General features: G+C 67.8%; 13 protein-coding genes. 1 reads left to right on the plus strand and 12 read right to left on the minus strand.

The genetic code is table 11. The annotated features are described in order from the left end of the window. Positions 1-70: 70 nt before the first annotated feature. The 9 genes from rplT to VHA82_RS21835 form a co-directional block, all read right to left on the minus strand. Positions 71-430, minus strand: a complete 360-nt coding sequence (gene rplT / locus VHA82_RS21795) for a 50S ribosomal protein L20 (protein WP_325547272.1) — start codon at positions 428-430, stop codon at positions 71-73. Between the two features lie 26 nt (positions 431-456). Then, the gene (gene rpmI / locus VHA82_RS21800; protein ID WP_325547273.1) at positions 457-660 is read right to left on the minus strand and encodes a 50S ribosomal protein L35; all 204 of its coding nucleotides are present in this window, start codon (positions 658-660) and stop codon (positions 457-459) included. 183 nt (positions 661-843) lie between these two features. Then, positions 844-1,437 (minus strand): translation initiation factor IF-3, encoded by a 594-nt coding sequence (infC, locus tag VHA82_RS21805; RefSeq protein ID WP_325547403.1) that lies wholly within the window; start codon positions 1,435-1,437, stop codon positions 844-846. 84 nt (positions 1,438-1,521) lie between these two features. Then, entirely contained in the window at positions 1,522-3,429 is a 1,908-nt protein-coding gene (thrS, locus tag VHA82_RS21810; RefSeq protein WP_325547274.1) for a threonine--tRNA ligase, read from the minus strand. 193 nt (positions 3,430-3,622) lie between these two features. Further along, positions 3,623-3,808, minus strand: a complete 186-nt coding sequence (locus tag VHA82_RS21815) for a hypothetical protein (RefSeq protein WP_325547275.1) — start codon at positions 3,806-3,808, stop codon at positions 3,623-3,625. A gap of 106 nt (positions 3,809-3,914) precedes the next feature. Then, positions 3,915-4,958 (minus strand): hypothetical protein, encoded by a 1,044-nt coding sequence (locus tag VHA82_RS21820; protein WP_325547276.1) that lies wholly within the window; start codon positions 4,956-4,958, stop codon positions 3,915-3,917. Between the two features lie 12 nt (positions 4,959-4,970). Next, the gene (locus VHA82_RS21825) at positions 4,971-5,435 is read right to left on the minus strand and encodes a tetratricopeptide repeat protein (RefSeq protein ID WP_325547277.1); all 465 of its coding nucleotides are present in this window, start codon (positions 5,433-5,435) and stop codon (positions 4,971-4,973) included. Positions 5,436-5,625: 190 nt separating this feature from the next. Further along, on the minus strand, positions 5,626-6,954 hold the full coding sequence (aceA, locus tag VHA82_RS21830) for an isocitrate lyase (RefSeq protein WP_325547278.1): 1,329 nt from the start codon (positions 6,952-6,954) through the stop codon (positions 5,626-5,628). Positions 6,955-7,201: 247 nt separating this feature from the next. Beyond that, positions 7,202-7,615, minus strand: a complete 414-nt coding sequence (locus tag VHA82_RS21835; protein ID WP_325547279.1) for a gamma-glutamylcyclotransferase family protein — start codon at positions 7,613-7,615, stop codon at positions 7,202-7,204. Between the two features lie 31 nt (positions 7,616-7,646). Here VHA82_RS21835 and VHA82_RS21840 point away from each other — a divergent pair, with 31 nt between their 5' ends. Beyond that, the gene (locus tag VHA82_RS21840; RefSeq protein WP_325547280.1) at positions 7,647-8,552 is read left to right on the plus strand and encodes a DMT family transporter; all 906 of its coding nucleotides are present in this window, start codon (positions 7,647-7,649) and stop codon (positions 8,550-8,552) included. A 56-nt stretch (positions 8,553-8,608) separates the two neighbouring features. Here the strand turns inward: VHA82_RS21840 and VHA82_RS21845 are convergent, their stop codons facing one another. Genes VHA82_RS21845 through VHA82_RS21855 form a run of 3 tightly spaced genes read right to left on the minus strand, consistent with a single transcriptional unit; the run spans position 8,609 to position 14,902 of the window. Continuing rightward, on the minus strand, positions 8,609-13,888 hold the full coding sequence (locus VHA82_RS21845; protein WP_325547281.1) for an AAA family ATPase: 5,280 nt from the start codon (positions 13,886-13,888) through the stop codon (positions 8,609-8,611). Positions 13,889-13,898: 10 nt separating this feature from the next. Further along, on the minus strand, positions 13,899-14,411 hold the full coding sequence (rraA, locus tag VHA82_RS21850) for a ribonuclease E activity regulator RraA (RefSeq protein WP_325547282.1): 513 nt from the start codon (positions 14,409-14,411) through the stop codon (positions 13,899-13,901). After that, positions 14,408-14,902 (minus strand): Lrp/AsnC family transcriptional regulator, encoded by a 495-nt coding sequence (locus VHA82_RS21855; RefSeq protein ID WP_325547283.1) that lies wholly within the window; start codon positions 14,900-14,902, stop codon positions 14,408-14,410. The genes rraA and VHA82_RS21855 overlap by 4 nt, the downstream gene beginning before the upstream one ends. Positions 14,903-14,924 lie beyond the last annotated feature (22 nt).

Genomic DNA, 14,924 nt, shown 5'->3' on the forward strand with positions numbered 1-14,924 from the left:
GGCTAGAGCCTTCGGCCCTAGCCCTGTCCTTGTGGTTTGCATCCGGGCGCGAGCGCGCCCGTACGTGAACTCAAGCAGCCAGCCTGGCCTTGACTTGCTCCACGATGCCGGTAAACGCCGCCGGGTCGTGCACGGCGATATCGGCGAGGACCTTGCGGTCGATGTCGATGCCCGCCTTGCGGATGCCGTTGGCGAACTGGCTGTAGGTGAGCCCGTTGGCACGGGCGGCGGCATTGATACGCGCGATCCAGAGCTGGCGGAACACGCGCTTTTTCGTGCGGCGGTCGCGATAGGCGTACTGGCCCGCCTTCATCACCGCTTCCTTGGCGATGCGGAAGACGTTGCCGCGGCGGCCGCGGAAACCCTTGGCTAGCGCAAGGACCTTCTTGTGACGGGCACGAGCCGTGACACCACGTTTGACGCGAGGCATGTGTGTTCTCCTTCTTCGCTCGTGGATTACAGGCCCGCGAACGGCAGCATCGCCGCCATGTGGCCCATGTTGGTCTCGTGCACGCCCACCGGTCCGCGCAGGTGGCGCTTGTTCTTGGTGGACTTCTTGGTGAGGATGTGGCGCTTGAACGCCTGGCCGCGCTTCACCGTCCCGCCGGGACGCACGCGAAAGCGCTTCTTCGCGCCGCTCTTGGTCTTCATCTTGGGCATTTGCATGCTCCTTTTCTTCGATTTGTGCTCGTGAGGCGTCGCGAATCCTTCCGCGCCTTGATGGCCCCGAGCCACTTCTTGGGCGGCGAGCTTCTCAGCTCGCCGCTGCGGTGGAGCGCCCTGCGGCTGCCCCACCTCTGCGCGGTTGCCCGCGAATCCGGATTCAATCCCGCTGCGAAGGCCTCAAGCCGCAGCCGCGGATTGCACTTCTGTGGGCGCCTTCTGGCTGCTCTTTTTCTTGCCCGGCGCGATCATCATGATCATCTGCCGGCCTTCCAGCTTCGGAAACTGCTCGACCACGATCGTGTCGGCCAGGTCGTCGCGCAGGCGCTGCAACAGCGCCATGCCGATTTCCTGGTGCGTGATCTCGCGGCCGCGAAAGCGCAGCGTGATCTTGCACTTGTCGCCTTCCTCCAGAAAGCGGCGGATGTTGCGCAACTTGATGTTGTAGTCGCCGTCATCCGTGCCTGGCCGGAACTTGACTTCCTTCACCTCGATGACCTTCTGCTTGGCCTTCGCTTCCGCAGCCTTCTTCTGTTCCTGGTACTTGAACTTGCCGTAATCCATCAGCCGGCACACCGGCGGGCTGGCGGTCGCGGCGATTTCGACCAGGTCCACATCCAGCTCGCCCGCCATTCGCAACGCCTCTTGCAGGCTCACGATCCCGAGGGGCTCGTTGTTGGGTCCGGAGAGGCGGACTTCCGGGGCCATGATCTCCCGGTTCAGGCGGTGCTTGCGTTCCTCGCGCTGGCGGCGGTCGCGAAAATCAGTAGCGATGGTTCATCCTTCAATCAAATATGAGCTACAAAAACAGTAGCACAACCATCCCGGTACGCGCGGGCTACAGCTTCATCGAATGAATCAGCTCTTGCTGGCGATGTCCGATTTCAGCCTTTCGCAAAAGGCCTCGACGGACATCGCACCCAGGTCCTTGTTGCCCCGGGCGCGCACTGCGACGGCACCAGCCGCCTTCTCCTTGTCGCCGACGACGAGGAGGTAGGGCAGCTTTTGCAACGAATGCTCGCGTATTTTATACGTGATTTTCTCGTTGCGCAGATCGAGTGCCACCCTAAGCCCTTGATTTAGCAGCGATTTGGCGACCTCTTGCGCATAGTCGGCCTGATGCTCCGTGATATTGAGCACAGCCGCGTGCACCGGAGCGAGCCAGGCGGGCAGCGCGCCCGCGTGATGCTCGATCAGCATCCCGATGAAGCGCTCGAGGCTGCCGACGATCGCGCGGTGCAGCATCACGGGATGCGCGCGGCCGCTCGTCTCCGTGACGTATTCCGCACCCAGCCTCTCCGCCGTGTTGAAGTCCACCTGCATCGTGCCGCACTGCCACTGGCGCCCGAGCGCGTCCTTCAGCGTGTACTCGACCTTCGGGCCGTAGAAAGCGCCGTCGCCCGGCGAAATCTCGAACTGCACGCCCGAGCGGCGCAGCGCCTCCATGAGTGCTTCTTCCGCCTTGTCCCACAGTTCGTCGGAGCCCACGCGGTGCTCGGGCCGCGTCGCGATCTTGTAGAGGATGTCCGTGAAGCCGAAGTCGCGGTAGACCTTCTGCAGCTGCTCCGTATAGGCCACGCACTCGGGCAGGATCTGGTCTTCCGTGCAGAAGATGTGCCCATCGTCCTGCGTGAAGCCGCGCACGCGCATGATGCCGTGCAGCGCGCCCGAGGGCTCGTTGCGATGGCACTGGCCGAATTCGCCGTAGCGGATCGGAAGGTCGCGATAGCTCTTGATGCCCTGCTTGAAGATGAGGACGTGGCCCGGGCAGTTCATCGGCTTGAGCGCATAGTCGCGCTTTTCCGACTCCGTCGTGAACATGTTGTCGCGGTAGTTCTGCCAGTGGCCCGTCTTTTCCCAGAGGCTGCGGTCGAGGATCTGCGGGCCCTTCACTTCCAGGTAGCCCGTGTCGCGATACACGCCGCGCATGTACTGCTCCACCGCCTGCCAGACGGCCCAGCCGCGCGGATGCCAGAAGACGACGCCGGGTGCCACTTCGTCGATGTGAAAGAGGTCCAGCTCGCGGCCGAGCTTGCGGTGGTCGCGCTTCTCGGCTTCTTCCAGCATCGTGAGGTACTGCTGCAGTTCCTCCTTCGTCGCCCAGGCCGTGCCGTAGATGCGCTGCAGCATCTCGTTTCTCGAGTCGCCGCGCCAGTAGGCGCCGGCCACCTTCATGAGCTTGAAGAACTTCAGCTTGCCCGTGCTCGGCACGTGCGGGCCGCGGCAGAGATCCTCGAAGCCGCCCTCGCGATAGAGCGACACCTCTTCGCCCTGCGGGATGCTCGCGATGATCTCGGCCTTGTAGTGTTCGCCGATCGACTTGAAGTAGTTCACGGCCTCGTCGCGCGGCAGCACGCGACGCGTCACCGGCTCGTCCTTGGCCGCGAGCTGCGCCATGCGCTTTTCGATGGCTTGGAGATCCTCGGGCGTGAAGGGGCGCTTGTACGAGAAGTCGTAGTAGAAGCCGTTCTCGATCACCGGCCCGATCGTGACCTGCGCATCGGGGAACAGCTGCTTCACCGCGTACGCGAGCAGGTGCGCCGTGGAATGGCGGATGACGTCCAGGCCTTCGGCGTCCTTGGCCGTGACGATGGCGACCTTCGCGTCGCCGTGGATCGTGTACGTCGTGTCGACGACCTGGCCGTCGACCTTGCCGGCGATGGCGGCCTTGGCGAGGCCGGGGCCAATGGAGGCGGCGACGTCCGCCACCGTCACCGGCTCGGAAAACTCACGGCTCGAGCCGTCTGGAAGCGTGATCTGGATCATGGTGTGCTCTTCGATCGGGCGAGAAAAAACAAAAAGGCGCGGTCGGATGCCGCGCCTTCTCGTCGATCCCTCGCCGGATATCAATGCACGCGCGACCTCTCCGACCTCAAGCGGTCGTGAACCCTTGCCGGGTAGTTCGCGGTGTCATAACCAGGCCGCCTTTCTCGCTCTTGTAATGGGAGTGCGCCCTATTCTAGCTCGCCGGGACATACCCCGTGCCACCGCAACGCTGGCACTCGGTGATGATCACCTGCTTTTCGACCTCGAAGTTCTCGTTGATGTTCTCGCTGTCGAAGCGCAGCTCGCCCGTGCCGTTGCAGTCCGGGCACTTCATCTGGTTGAGCTTGGTCGCATCGAAGACCCCGGTCTTCTCGGTCATGGGCGTTCCCCTGAATGGGCTGGGACGGGCACACTCTACCGCCCGAGGGGCGCCGGGGCAAGGCGGCGCTGCCCAGGGCGGTCATGGCCGGTCGGACGGCCTTGCGTCAGAAGCGCCGGTAAGCGCCTGGGCGTACGCCCAACAGCGCCGCAAGCACAGCGCTGCTGTCGATCTCGTACACCTTCACCGGCTCGGCGACGGGCGCTGCCCGCGCGGAATCGGTGGACGCCTCGTCATTCAGCTCGCTCGCGTCTTTCCGCACTGCTTCGACCATGGCCGTGAGATTCTTGCGGTCCGGGTCGGGCAGCCCGGCGCCCTCGAGGTCGCGCAGGATCGCGTCGAGCTGGTCGTTCAGAGTCGCGGCGGCTTCCGGTGAAACCTCCGCGCTACCCGTGTCGGCCAGCAGCCCGGTGAGCGATTGAAACACCGTCACAACGTTGCCGATCGTGGTGGCAATGCGCGCGGATTCGGCAGCGGCGTTCACCGCCGTGCCGGCACCCAGGGTGAGTACGGTCGCGGTCACATCGAGCAGGACGAGCACCGCGTCGCCCCCGAAGACAGCGCGGGACTTCGCTTTTTCCGGCGCCATGCCCCCTGCCGTGAACAGCTTGTAGAGGACGACGGCCACGGAATTCGCGCCGACGGGGGGCAGTTCGTAGGGTTTCGGAAGTCCCTTTTCGGCGGCCCGGGCGTTGCAGAGTTCCATGTAGGCGAGCCCGGCGTCGGCCGTCTTGATCGTGAACGCGAGGGCCACGCACCCGAGAGCGATGGCCGCGGGAATCAGCGCCGCGCCCCCGGTCGCGGCCACCAGGGCGGCCGTCGCGGCCACGAGGAGCGCGGCGACCGCGGCTTTGAACACCTTCATCGCGAAGGTCTTCTTCGCGGGGTCGACGCCGAGCTCCTTGGCTTTGGCGATCTGTGCCTGGACGTTGGCAAGGCGAGCCACCAGACGATCCCGGCCACTTTCCGGCGTGCCCGCGGCGTCGGTCGCCGGCTCGGCGGCACGCATCGGCGTGATCTTGGCGCTGCGGACGCTGCCCGCAGCCTGCGGCGGGGCGGGTGCAGCCGCCCCGGCGGGCGGCGTGGGAACAAAGCCCTCGCCCGAGACACGGGACAGGAGGGGATCGGCAGCGGTGGTGCGAAGGTGCATGATTCGAATCTTTCAGGCGTGAAGTTGATCGAGAGCGGCTTCGCATGCGAGCCGAATGTCCGGGTTGAGGCCGGGAGGACTGCAAAGGGCGATGGCGGTTTCGAAAGCTTCCGCCGCGGCTTCGCGGTCTCCCAGGGCGGCATGGCACTCACCCAGGCGATACGCGCAGCCCGCATCGCACGGGTCCAGCATCCAGGCCAGGCCGAAATGCATGGCGGCGTCTTTCGTTCGCCCCAGCTGCTGCAGGCACAGGCCATAGCCGAACTGGAAGCGGAAATCGTAGGGGTCCTGCATCACGAGGTCGAGCAGCCGATCGAGGGCGCCTTCGAAGTCCTCGCTATCGATGAGCACGCAGGCCTCGGCGTAGGCAGCCTCCAGGCGCGACTGCGGTACGGCCTCGATGTCGGAAAGCGTCTCGCCGCTGAACATGCGAAGAAACGCGGCCGCCGCTGGGTCTGACGAAGACTCGGTACTCATGCGATCCTCAACCTGGAGTGGAGTGGTCCCGGTAAGTAACGCAAGTGGCTCAATGGTTCCAATGCGCGGAGCGGAAAAGTAGCCTGCCTCGATCCGAGCCTTTCGGATGGGCTACAGCTCCGTGTGCACGGTTCAGCAAAATGCCCCGCCGTGGCGGGGCATTTGCACGGATCGGCCGCGGAACGGGACTTCAGGCCGCCTTCTTGTGCCCGTCGAAGAACTGCTCGTCCTCGGTGGAACCCTTCAGCGCCGCCGTGGACGCGTTCGCTTCGATCGTCGTCGTCACCGAGTCGAAGTAACCCGTGCCCACTTCGCGCTGATGCTTCACCGCCGTGAAGCCCTTGTCGGCCGCCGAGAATTCCTTCTGCTGCAGCTCGACGAAGGCGCTCATGTTGTTGCGGGCGTAGCCGTAGGCGAGCTCGAACATCGAGTAGTTCAGGCTGTGGAAGCCCGCGAGCGTGATGAACTGGAACTTGTAGCCCATCGCGCCGAGTTCCTTCTGGAACTTCGCGATCGTCGCGTCGTCCAGGTTCTTCTTCCAGTTGAAGGAGGGCGAGCAGTTGTACGCGAGCAGCTTGCCCGGGAACTTCGCATGGATGGCATCGGCGAAGTCCTTCGCGAACTGCAGGTCCGGCGTGCCCGTTTCGCACCAGATCAGGTCCGCGTACTCCGCGTACGCGAGGCCGCGGCTCACCGCCTGGTCGAAGCCCTTCTTCGTGCGGTAGAACCCTTCCACGGTGCGCTCGCCGGTGCAGAAGGGCTTGTCGTTGTCGTCGACGTCGCTCGTCACGAGATCGGCCGCTTCGGCATCGGTGCGCGCAAGCAGGATCGTCGGCACACCCATCACGTCGGCCGCAAGACGCGCCGCGACCAGCTTGGCCACCGCTTCGCGCGTGGGCACGAGCACCTTGCCGCCCATGTGGCCGCACTTCTTCACGGAGGCGAGCTGATCTTCGAAGTGCACGCCGGCGGCGCCCGCTTCGATCATCGCTTTCATGAGCTCGAACGCGTTCAGCACGCCGCCGAAGCCCGCTTCCGCATCGGCCACGATCGGCTGGAAGTAGTCGACGTAGCCTTCGTCCCCGGGGCCCTTGCCTTCGCTCCACTGGATCTGGTCGGCACGCTGGAAGGTGCTGTTGATGCGGCGCACGACCTTCGGCACGGAATCCACCGCGTAGAGCGACTGGTCGGGGTACATCTCGCCGCCCGAATTCGCATCGGCCGCGACCTGCCAGCCGGAGAGATAGATGCCCTTCAGCCCCGCCTTCACCTGCTGCATGGCCTGGTTGCCCGTGAGCGCCCCCAGCGTGTTCACGAAGGGTTCGGTGTTGATGGAGTTCCACAGCTTCTCGGCGCCGCGCCTGGCGAGCGTGTGCTCGATCGCGAGCGAGCCGCGCAGCTTCACGACGTCGGCCGCGCTGTAGCCCCGCTTGATGCCCTTCCAGCGCGGGTTCTCCGCCCAGTCTTTCTCCAGTTGCGCGATCTGCGCCTCGCGGCTGAGGTGGGTCCAGTTGCTCATGCTTTCACTCCGTTGGTTGGTGTCGAACCTGTTGGCCAAGCGCCTCATGCAAGCGCGATGCCGTTGGAGTGACTTTAAGTCTTGTACAAGACCTTTGCGGCCTCTTGTGTCTTATAGAAGAGAGATTTTTATTTCCTTTTCTGTCAATGACTTGCACACACCATTTCTCTATCCGAAAAATAATTTCTTGTATCGAGAAAATTTTGCGCGCCGCACCATCGGATGATTTCGCGATGCGAAATGCATTTCACGCTCCGTGAAACAGGATCCAGTCGCCATGGCCGATGCGCTCGCGGCCGCGCACCCGAGCGGGGTTCACCTCGTAGACCAGGCAGACGAGGAGCCGGCCCTGCACTTCGATGGGCACCTCGCGCTTGAAGTATTCGCTCGTGGCGCTGTCGACGATGCCTTCGATTCCATCGAGCACGGCCTCGAGCGCGGGCTCGATCTCGTACACCTCGCCGATCACCGTGACGGCCTCCTCGCCTCCGAGCGTGAGGCCCGGATACCAGTCCATGCGGTACAGCACGCCTTTCACCTCGCCCATGCCGACGTAGCGCGGCGCGGGCGCGAGGCGATTGATGTCGTTGCGTCCGCCCCGCCGCAGCGTCCCATAGACGAAGACGTGCCGGGCGTCGCCGGCGGTGTGGGCTTCAGGCATGATGCGGCGGTTTGTCCGACCCGTATTCTGGATGAGCTTCGCGCCCCCCCGCCCGCTGGCCTATGCCTGTCTCGCGCTCAGCATGTCGCTGGTGGGCTGCTATGTGGCGCTCTCGAAGCCGCTCGTGGCGGCGATCCCCGTGTTCCTGCTCGCATGGCTGCGCTTCGGCATCGGCGGGCTGGCGATCGTGCACTGGCTGAAGCGGCCCGCCGACGAGCCGCCGATCACACGGCGCACGCGCGGCCTCGTCTTTCTCGAGTCGTTCCTCGGCAACTTCATGTTCTCGATCTGCATGCTCTTCGGCGTGAGCATGACGAGCGCCGTCTCGGCAGGCGTGATCATGGCGGCCATCCCCGCCATCGTCGCCCTTCTGAGCTGGGCCTTCCTGCGCGAGCGCATCGCGCCGCGCGTTTGGGGGGCGGTGGCGCTGGCCGCGCTCGGGATCGGGTTGCTCGCGGTCGCGAAACCGCATGCGCAGCCTTCCTCGGGCGGCGACACGTGGCTCGGCAACCTCCTCGTCTTCGGCGCGGTGCTGTGCGAGGCGTCCTATGCCGTGATCGGCAAGCGCCTCACCGGCGCGCTCGGGCCCAAGCGCATCACCGCGCTCATCAACCTCTGGGGCTTCGCGCTCGTCACGCCTTTCGGCGCGTACAGCGCACTGCACTTCGACTTCGGCTCGCTCGGCGCGGGCACGTGGCTGCTCCTCGTCTTTTACGCGCTCGCGGCCAGCGTGTGGACCGTGTGGCTCTGGATGACCGGCCTGAAGTCGATTCCCGCCGCGCAGGGCGGCGTGTTCACGGTGATGCTGCCGGTCGCGGCCGCCGCCGTCGGCGTCGCGGTTCTCGGAGAGAGCTTCAGCGCGATCCAGCTGGCCGCGTTCGCCGCCGCCCTCGCGGGCGTGGTCCTCGCCACACTGCCCGCCCGCACGCGAATCTGATTCGCTTCAGCCGCCTGCATTCGGGCCGCGTCTCCGGGTCCCTCCCGTTCGCCGGGTCAGTCGTGCTTGAGGGGCACTTCCACCGTGAAGATGGCGCCCCGCCCCGGCCCGTCGCTGTGCGCGGTGAGTCTGCCGCCCATCTCCATGGCGGCGAGCGCGCTGCTGTGCAGGCCGAAGCCGTGGCCGCGCCGGCGCGTCGTGAAGCCGTGGGCGAAGAGCCGCTTCAGGTTGTCGGCGCTGATACCTTCGCCCACGTCTCTTACCGTGATGCGCAGGCGCTCGCGCCCCGCTTCGCGCACGATCCCCACGCCGAGCGTCAGGCAGCGCGCCTCCTCCGGCACGGCTTCCATCGCCTGCGCCGCGTTGCCGATGAGGTTCACGAGGATCTGCAGGAGCCGCTGCCGGTCGAGCGCCATCGAGGGCACTTCCTCGTAGCGCCGCTCGACCGCGAGGCCCATGCCCGCCACGGCATCCGCCCGTAGCCGCAGGGCCTCTTCGAGCACCTCCTTCGGCTGCACGATTTCCACGACGCTCGACGGACCCGCGTGCGACTGCTGGGTGGCGATCACGTACGAAATGTGCTCGACGCTGCGCACGAGCCGCCCCAGGTCGTCGAGCGCCTCCTGCCGCTCCGCGCGCAGGGCCGACACGACGTCGTTCAGGTAGGCGATGAGGGCCTTGCCGCGGACGTCCTCGGTCATGAAGTTCGCGAGGTCCCGCGCGTTCGCGTTGATGAGAGCCACGGCGCGTGCGAGCCCCTCGACGCGCGAGTTGCGGATCGTGTTGCTCACCACGCCGGCCGACACGTTGATGCTGTTGAGGATGTTGCCCACGTTGTGCAGCACGTTGTTCGCGATCTCGGCCATGCCCGCGCGCCGCGCGGTTGCCACAAGCTGGGCCTGCGTCGCCTCCAGCTCGCGCGTGCGGGACCGCACCCGCTGCTCGAGGGTTTCGTACATCTGCGCGTTGGTGAGCGAAACCGCGAGCTGGCCCGCGATCAGCATGACCGCGTCGAGCCGCTTCGCATTGAACGCGCAGCGCCCGAGCCGATTTTCGAGGTAGAGCATCGTGCGCGCGATGCCAGGGCCCCCGATCGGCACGAGCAGCATCGAGCAAAGCGGCACACCGATGAAGTACGGGTCCAGCGCGAAGCGGTCGTCGGCCGCCGCGTCGTCGACCAGCAGCGGCTCGTTCGTCCGCTCGGCATAGTGCACGGCCGACAGCGGCAGCAAGACGGCGCGAGACGCTTCGGTGAGCGAGAGCGCGCGCGCCGAAGCGCCGTTCGCCTCCGGCGCGGCAAGCCACCATTGGCCGTCGTGCCACGACAGCACGCGCACGCGCGTCGCGCCGGTGAGCGCGCCGAGGACCTCGGTCACGCGCGACGCGAGCCGCTCCATGCTCGTCTCCGAGCTCAGGGCCTGCGAGGCGCGCAGCACCCCCATCAGGTCCAGCACGTCGGTCGTGGTGGTGGCCGTTGCCGACAGCGCGCCGGCCTGCGCGCCTTCCCGCTGCAGCGTGAGGCCGAGCCACGCGTGTTCTTCCTGCATCCGCTCGACCTTCGCGCGCGCGCCCCACGCGTGATAGTGGTCTCGCGAACGCGCCAGCAGCAGCCGGCCGCTGCGCGCCATGCCGTGCGCGAGATGAAATCGCGCGGCCCGCTCGGTCGCGAGCGCCAGATGCCACGGACGCTGGCGATCCTCTGCTTCGGCCATCGCGCTGTCGAACGCACGGGCGGCCTCCCAGGAGTCACCCCGCGCCCACGCGGCTTCCGCATCCAAGAGCCGCACGAGATGCAGGAAGTTGTGCGGCTCGTCGCGAGCGCGAGCGTCGAGCCACGATCGGCAGTTTTCCAGCGCGGCCAGCCACGCTTGCGGCTGTGACCGATCTTCGCCGGGGGTGGCCTGCAGCTTCCAGGCGAGCGCGAGCGCGCGGAAGAAGTAGGCGTGCGACGTCGCATAGAACCCCGCGATCCCGTCCAGAAAAGGCATGGCCGCGGCGGAATGGAAGTCGAGCGCGTCTTCGTCGCCCGCGAGCGCCACCGCCAGGCACTTGCGAAGGTGCCACGTGACTTCGGCCATCGGATACGCAGCCATGGCTTCGAAGCCGGCCCGCTCGTCGCCAGGCGATTCGCCGAGGCAGCCGAGGCCGGGCGCGCGCCCGCGCAGCGAATCGAGCAGGCGCCGTTCGGCCTGGTTGAGCGCGCGGGTGTGATCGTTGCCCGCGCGTTGCGCGAGCTTCAGGCCGGCGTCGACCTCGGCGGCGCAGACTTCGAGGGTCGGGGCGCAGTCGAGCAGCGCCGCGATCGACGCGCGATACGTGTAGCAGGCATAGAAGGCGTCGCCCCCCTGCAGCCCCTCGCGCGCGAGCAGCGCCTGCCGCACGGTGTTTTCGAGCGGCTCGAACCAGTGGCACACGCTGCTCGCGAACACCGTGCGCGCCTCGGAGGTCTCGGGCTCGAAGCCACGCGCCTCGCCCACGGCCAGCACGTGGCGCGCGGCGTCGTAGCCCGTGCGCCAGTCCTGCCGCGCCCAGATCATGAGCGAGCTCGTGCAGCAAAGGCACAGCAGAAGCGCCGCGCACGGTCCTTGCGCCGACCAGAGCCGATGGCTCTCGTGCATCAGCCAGACCGCCGCATCCATGTCGCAGAGGAATGCCGATCGCTGCAGCCGGCTCAGCAGGCGGGCCGTCGCGAGCGCGTGCCGGTCGGCCATCGCGGCGCGCTCGCTCAGGTCGGCGCGCTTGTCCTCGCGCACCCACTCGGCGAGCGCGGCCAGCTGGGCGGCGATCGTCTCGTCGCCAGCCTGCCGCGCGGCGACGAGCCCGAGGCGCGGCAAGAGCGCCATGCCGAGCCGCACGGCATCCGCCGAACGCGCACGCATGTTGAGACTCCTGATCTGCAGGCAGGCCGGCTCGGTGAGATCGAGCGGATCGGTCACGCGCGACTCGAACTGCGCATAGGCCGTATCGGCTTCCTGCAGCCGCCCGAGGCTGTAGAGCGCCGCGTGGCGGCGCGCGAGGACCTGTGCGAAAAGCGCGGCGTCGGCGGGGTCGTCCAGCGCCGCGAGCAAATCGCAAGCCGAAGACAGGTACAACTCCGCCAGCGCGTACGTGGCCGTCTCCGCGAGCCGCACCGCAAGACCGTGGAAGAGGAGCGCCGCCTCGCGCCGTTCCGCCGCATCCGCGAGCAGATGCGCGCAGCCGAGATAGAGCTGGGCGGTGTGCTGCCTGAATGCCGACTGCCGCGCGAGAGAGCGCGCCATCGCGAGGTGCAGTTCGCCGCGCCGCCTCGCATCCATGCCCGCGAGGACGGCCTGATGCACGCGGTCATGGCGAAAGTGCAACGTCTGCTCGGCCTCGCTTTCGGTGAGCAGGCCATCGGCGATGGGCGCGTGCAAGTGGCGGGCCAGCGCATCTTCCGGCACGCCGGAGGCGGCCTGCAGCAGCGCTCGCGGGGCCCATCCGCCCAGGCAGCTCATGGCCTCGAGCAGCTCGCGCGATGGCCCCGGCAGCCGCGCGATGCGTGCGGCGAGCAGGTCCGTCACGTTGCCGCGACCCACGAAGTGCGGGATGGCCCGCGCATCCCATTCCCACCCGTTGCGGCCGAGGCGCAGCAGCCCGTCGCCGCGCAGCGCGTTCAGCATCTCCACGGTGTCGAAGGGATTGCCCCGTGTGAGCGTCATCACGGCCTCGGCCAGCTCGAACGAGCGGCCCTCGTCCAGGCGCAGCATCCGCCCGACGAGCTCGGCCACGTGAGCGAGCGGAAGTTCCGCGAGTGCGATCTCCGCGGGCCGGTCGGCGCGCGAGCGCCAGCGCGCGAGCATCGGAGCGAGCGCGTGCGACGCGTCGACCTCCGCGCCGCGATACACGCCGACGATGAGCACTCCCTCGAGCCCGGCCTCGCCAACGACGGCGTCGAAGTCGCGCAGCGACCTCGTGTCGGCCCACTGCAGGTCGTCCAGCACGACCACCAGAGGCCGCGCCGAAGTCACGGCCGCCAGAAGGTCCAGCACCGCGCGACGCATTCTCTCCTCGGCGCGTGCGGGATCCGCGGGCGGCGCGGCCGGCAGCTCGCCCAGCAGCAGTCCGAATTCGGGCAACTGCGCGACCAGCGCCGCGGAGCGGCCGAGCGCGCGCAGGATGCGTTCGCGGTGCGCGGCAAGGAGATCCTTCGGCTCCGCGAGCAGCAGCCGCCCCAGGCTGCGCAGCGCCTGCACGACAGCCGTCGTCGCGGCCGAGCCGCGGTGATATTGATCGAACTTGCCGGCCACGTACCAGCCGCCCGCGGCCGTCGCGAGCGGCCTCAGCTCGTGGATGAGCGCGCTCTTGCCCACACCGGGCGGACCTTCGACCAGGACCGCGCGTGCCATGCCGCGTTGCGCCGCCGCGAACGCGTCCTGCAAGAGCTTGCGCTCGGCCTCGCGGCCGACGATGCGCTCGGGCGGCGCGAGCCGCGCGGGGAAATCGCGTTCGCCCGGGACGAACGTGCCCTCGCCGCCGCGCGCGAGCGCCTCGGGCAGGCGTTCGAGATCGTGCAGCAGCCCCTCCGCGCTCTGATAGCGCTGCTCCGGCGCCTTGGCGAGCAGCCGCATCACGATGTCCGAGAGCGCCCGCGGCACGCGCGCATCGACGACCGAGGGCGCCACGGGTTCGCTCACCAGGTGGTCGCGCATCAGATTGAGCGCATCGGTCTCGTCGAAGGGGGGACGGCCCGTGGCGAGCTCGTACAGCGTCGCGCCGAGCGCATAGAGGTCGGCGCGCTCATCCACCGCGCGGCCGGTGCGGCCCGTCTGCTCGGGAGCGAGGTACATGAAGGTGCCGACGATCTCGCCTTCCCTTGCGTCCTCCCCGCGCGGCCCGGCCGCGCAGGCCGTCACCGCATGATCGAAGTCGATCAGAACGGGCTCGCCAGCGGCCGAGAGAACGATGTTGGCCGGATTGATGTCCCGGTGGATGACGCCGGCCCGATGGACTCTGTCGAGTATGCGGGCGAGCTTCGCGGCCAACTCGACCGCCGCAGCCGGTTCGGCCGCCCCGGCGCGCAGCATGTGCGCGAGCGAGGTCCGCCCGCAGTCGCGCAGCAGCAGCGTGTCGCCCTCGCCCGTCGCGGGGGCGAGCTGCACCACGCCCGCGATGCCGGCAAGCCGTGCGAGGGTTTCGTGTTCGTTGCGCCGCCGCTGCGCCGCCTGCGCCCCTAGGTACTCCTTGCGAATCCAGCGTTCGCCGGCGCGGACGCCTCCGAGGCGCAGGACGCGCGTCGTCGTGCTGGCATGGAGAAGATCGCCCGGGCCTTCGGCGGCGGCGGGCCGCCTGGAGAGGGCCTGCGAGAAGGGGGGCATCGGCCTGCCGTCAGAGCAGCTTCGACGTCGCGACGACGATGCCGTCCTCGTCGGCGTAGACCCAGTCGCCGGGACGCACCGAGACGCCCGCGATGGTCACTGCCGCGTCGCGCTCGCCTTCGCCGTGCTTGCGCGAGCGCCGCGGCATCGCCGCCAGCGCGCGGATGCCCACCTTCACGGCCCGCAGCTCGGCGAGGTCGCGCACGGCGCCGTCCACGACGATTCCGGCCCATCCGTTGTCGGCGGCGGCCTTCGCGAGGTTGCCGCCCACGAGCGCGGCGCGCAGCGACGACCCGCCGTCGATCACGAGCACGCGGCCCTCGCCCGCGGTCTGCACGGCTTCGCGAACGCGGGAGTTGTCCTCGAAGCAGCGGATCGTGGCGACCGGCCCGCAAAAGCGCGAGACGCCGCCAAAGTCCGCGAAGACGGGCGCGAGCGCCGCCAGAACGGGCGGCTCGTCGTTCTCGTGCGCGTCGCAGAGGTCGCAGGTGCTGAAGCGCAGGGTGTCTGTCGTGTCGTTCATCGTCCGGTGACCTTTCGGATGGCGGGCTTGATGCTCTCCCGCCGCGCCGGCAACACGGCCGCATTCTCGCGCGGCATGTTGAGCACGATGGAAGTCGAGGTTTCCCCGAGGATACAGAACTTCGTCACGACCGCATCGAGGTGCTCGACGTCGATGACGGCGATCTCCAGCAGCCAGCTGTCCTCGCCGGTGACGTTGAAGGCGTTCACCACCTCGGGCGTCTGCTCGATCAGCTTGATCATGCGGGCGTAGTCCACGCGGCCCACCCGCACGACCGCGCGGATGCCGTAGCCGAGCCGCTGGTAGTCCACGATCGCCCGGTAGCCCTTCACGAAGCCGCTCATCTCGAGCTTGCGGACGCGCTCGGTGACCGCCGGCTGGCTCAGGTGGACACGGCGGCCGAGTTCGGCCATCGTGATGCGCGCGTCGCGCTGGAGCTCGGCGAGGATGCGCCCGTCGTGGGCGTCGATCTCCGGAACTTCGGTCGGCATTCGGTTCGGCCTTGAAAATGAA

Source organism: Ramlibacter sp. (assembly GCF_035548915.1).
Lineage (GTDB): Bacteria > Pseudomonadota > Gammaproteobacteria > Burkholderiales > Burkholderiaceae_C > Ramlibacter.